4 protein-coding genes are annotated in these 2,796 nt (G+C 76.3%); 3 read left to right on the forward strand and 1 reads right to left on the reverse strand.

What is annotated here, in order from left to right:
* From HUW36_RS29980 to HUW36_RS29990, 3 genes are all read left to right on the forward strand, one after another.
* Positions 1-717, forward strand: a 717-nt coding sequence (locus HUW36_RS29980; RefSeq protein ID WP_425487280.1) for an Lhr family helicase, incomplete at its 5' end; no start/stop codon positions are given.
* Positions 718-768: 51 nt separating this feature from the next.
* On the forward strand, positions 769-942 hold the full coding sequence (locus HUW36_RS29985) for a hypothetical protein (RefSeq protein ID WP_174531169.1): 174 nt from the start codon (positions 769-771) through the stop codon (positions 940-942).
* A complete protein-coding gene (locus HUW36_RS29990; protein ID WP_174531170.1) occupies positions 939-1,790 on the forward strand; it encodes an SAM hydrolase/SAM-dependent halogenase family protein in 852 nt (283 codons plus the stop codon). The genes HUW36_RS29985 and HUW36_RS29990 overlap by 4 nt, the downstream gene beginning before the upstream one ends.
* 36 nt (positions 1,791-1,826) lie before the next feature.
* Here HUW36_RS29990 and HUW36_RS29995 read toward each other — a convergent pair.
* Positions 1,827-2,796: hypothetical protein (locus HUW36_RS29995; RefSeq protein WP_246248390.1), on the reverse strand; the 970-nt coding region annotated here is incomplete at its 5' end.

Genomic DNA, 2,796 nt, shown 5'->3' on the forward strand with positions numbered 1-2,796 from the left:
GTCGCGCTGCCCAGCCGCGGTGGCCCGCCCACCATGGCCGGCCGCTGGTCGCGACTGCCCGAACGCGACCTCGACCCGACCCGTCGGGCCGCCGCGCTGGCCGACCTGCTGCTCGAACGACACGGCGTGGTGACCCGGGGCGCGGTCGTGGCGGAGCAGGTGACAGGCGGTTTCGCCGCGGTCTACCCGGTGCTGTCCGCGCTGGAGGAACGCGGGGCCGCCCGACGCGGCTACTTCGTCGAGGGCCTCGGCGCGGCCCAGTTCGCGGTGCCCGGCGCGGTCGACCGCATCCGCGCGCTGACCGACGACACCCGCGACCGGGGCGGCCCGGCCGTGGTGCTGGCCGCCACCGACCCGGCGAACCCGTACGGCGCGGCGCTGCCCTGGCCGGAACGTGTGGTCGACTCCGGCGACGGCACGGCCCCGGCCACCGGCCACCGGGCCGGCCGCAAGGCCGGCGCGTTGGTCGTGCTGGTCGGCGGCGACCTGGTGCTCTACGTCGAGCGGGGCGGTCGCACGATCCTGTCGTTCACCGACGACACCGACACGCTCGGCGCGGCGGGCAAGGCACTCGCCGACGCGGTGCACTCCGGCGCGCTCGGCGCGATCTCGGTGGAGCGCGCGGACGGCGAGGCGGTGCACGCGTCCCCGCTGCGCGACGCGCTCACCGCCGCCGGCTTCCGGGCCACCCCGCGCGGTCTCCGTCTGCGCGGCTGACCGCCCGTTCGGGCGTTAGGGTGTGCCGGACGCGAGCGGGGAGGAGATCTGGTGCCCTCGATCCGGGTACGCCAGGCGCGCGACGGGGACCGCGCCGCGCTGACGGCGTTGCACGAGCGGGAGTGGGGCGGGCCGGTCGTGGTGGTCCACGACACCCCCTACGACCTGCGAGACCTGCCCGCGCTGGTCGCGGCGCGGCACCTCACCGGGGCGGACGACACGTGAGCGGCACCCCCCGGTGGGTCTCGCTGACCACCGACTACGGGCTCTCCGACGGGTTCGTGGCGGCCTGCCACGGGGTGCTGGCCCGGCTCGCCCCGGCCGTACGGGTGATCGACGTGACGCACCTGGTGCCGCCGGCCGACGTACGCCGGGGCGCGGCGGTGCTCGCGCAGACCGTGCCGTACCTGCCGTGGGGCGTGCACGTGGCGGTGGTCGACCCGGGTGTCGGCACCGCACGGCGCGGGATCGCGCTCGCCGCACCCGGCGGGTTGCTGGTGGGGCCGGACAACGGGCTGCTGGTCCCGGCCGCCGAGGCGCTCGGCGGGGTGACCGACGCGGTGGAGCTGACCAACCCGGACTGGCTGGGCCCGGTCGTCTTCCGCACGTTCCACGGGCGGGACGTGTTCGCGCCGGTGGCCGCCCGGCTGGCGCTCGGCGCCCCGCTCGCCGAGGCCGGGCCGGCCGTGGATCCGGGCACGCTGGTCCGGCTGCCGGACCCGGTGGTCCGCGCCGGGCCCGGCGTCCTCAGCGCCGAGGTGCTGACCGTCGACCACTTCGGCAACGTCCAGCTCGCCGCGCCCGGCGTGCTGCTCGACGGCCTGCCGTCCCGGGTGCTGGTGAACGGGCACGAGGCGGTGCACGGCCGCACGTTCGGCGACGCCCCGCCCGGCGCCCTGGTGGTCTACGTCGACTCGGCCGCCCACGTGGCCGTAGCGGTGAACACCGGACGAGCCGCCGACACCCTCCGAGCCACCCCCGGCGACGTCCTCACCATCACCACCCCCCACCCCCGCGATCGTGCAGTTGACGCCCCGGCACAAGGGACGAAGGCCTCGGAACGGGGACCGTAACTGCAAGATCGACGGGGGGGGCGGAGGGGCCGCGGATCAGCAGCGGGGGACGGTGCCGCCGTAGATCGAGGACAGGTACGCGTGGCTGACGTAGGTGCCGCCGACCAGGCGGTACCACCTCGTCGTGGTGCGGTAGGTGCCGGAGATCCGCTGGCCGGTCACGTAGCACTGGACCGGCACGTGCGCGGACGTGGCGGCCAGACCCCGGCTCGGGTACGCGGTGCTCGCGCCGGTGCGTAGGTTCAACGGTCCGGAGCCGACCACCGCCCGCGCCCCGCCGCCGGTCCACAGCAGTGTCACGTCCACCCACGCGTTGTCACTCAGCCGCAGCCCGTCCCAGAACGTGCCGTCGGCCAGGTCCAGCCCGGCCGGGTTGCGCACGGTCCGCCCGAACTGGTCGCGTCCACCGTTGTAGCCGTTCTGGTAGGCGGCCTGCGCCTCGGGCAGCCCCTGCGGCAGGTCCTTCCAGTTCTCCCGGACCGCCGGCGGGTTCCACCAGTCGTCCCGGGTGTTCCACGGGCCGACGTCCCAGACCGGTGCGTACTCGCAGCGGCTGCCGCTGGTGGTGCAGACCTTGACCGTGTAGTCGCCGGTGCCCCGGGGGGAGAGACCCCGTCGGGTCGGCAGCGCCGCGAAGTGGTCCCGGGTGGCGACGGTGTGCCCGTTGGCCGTGACGCCGCCGACGAGCCCGATCCGGGTCGCGTACACCCGGTAGGTGCGCGCGGCGGCCGGCTGGGCCGCGGTGACGGCGACCCGATCGGCGGTGAGGGTCAGGCCGGTCACGGCGGCCTCGGAAGCGGTGTCGCGGGTGGTCAGCACCACGCGCGCCTGCACCCGGGTGACCGGCTGGTCGAAGACCGCCTCGGCGGCGTCGCGCCACTCGGTCCAGCCGCGGGCGCGCCAGCCGCGTACCTGGGCCGTCGCGCCGCCGCCGTTCGTGGAGATGGTGGGGCGGCCGATCGGGCCGCGGCCCCGGACCGAGGGGGACGACATGACGGAGTACCTG

Source organism: Micromonospora maritima (assembly GCF_902825405.1).
Lineage (GTDB): Bacteria > Actinomycetota > Actinomycetes > Mycobacteriales > Micromonosporaceae > Micromonospora > Micromonospora maritima.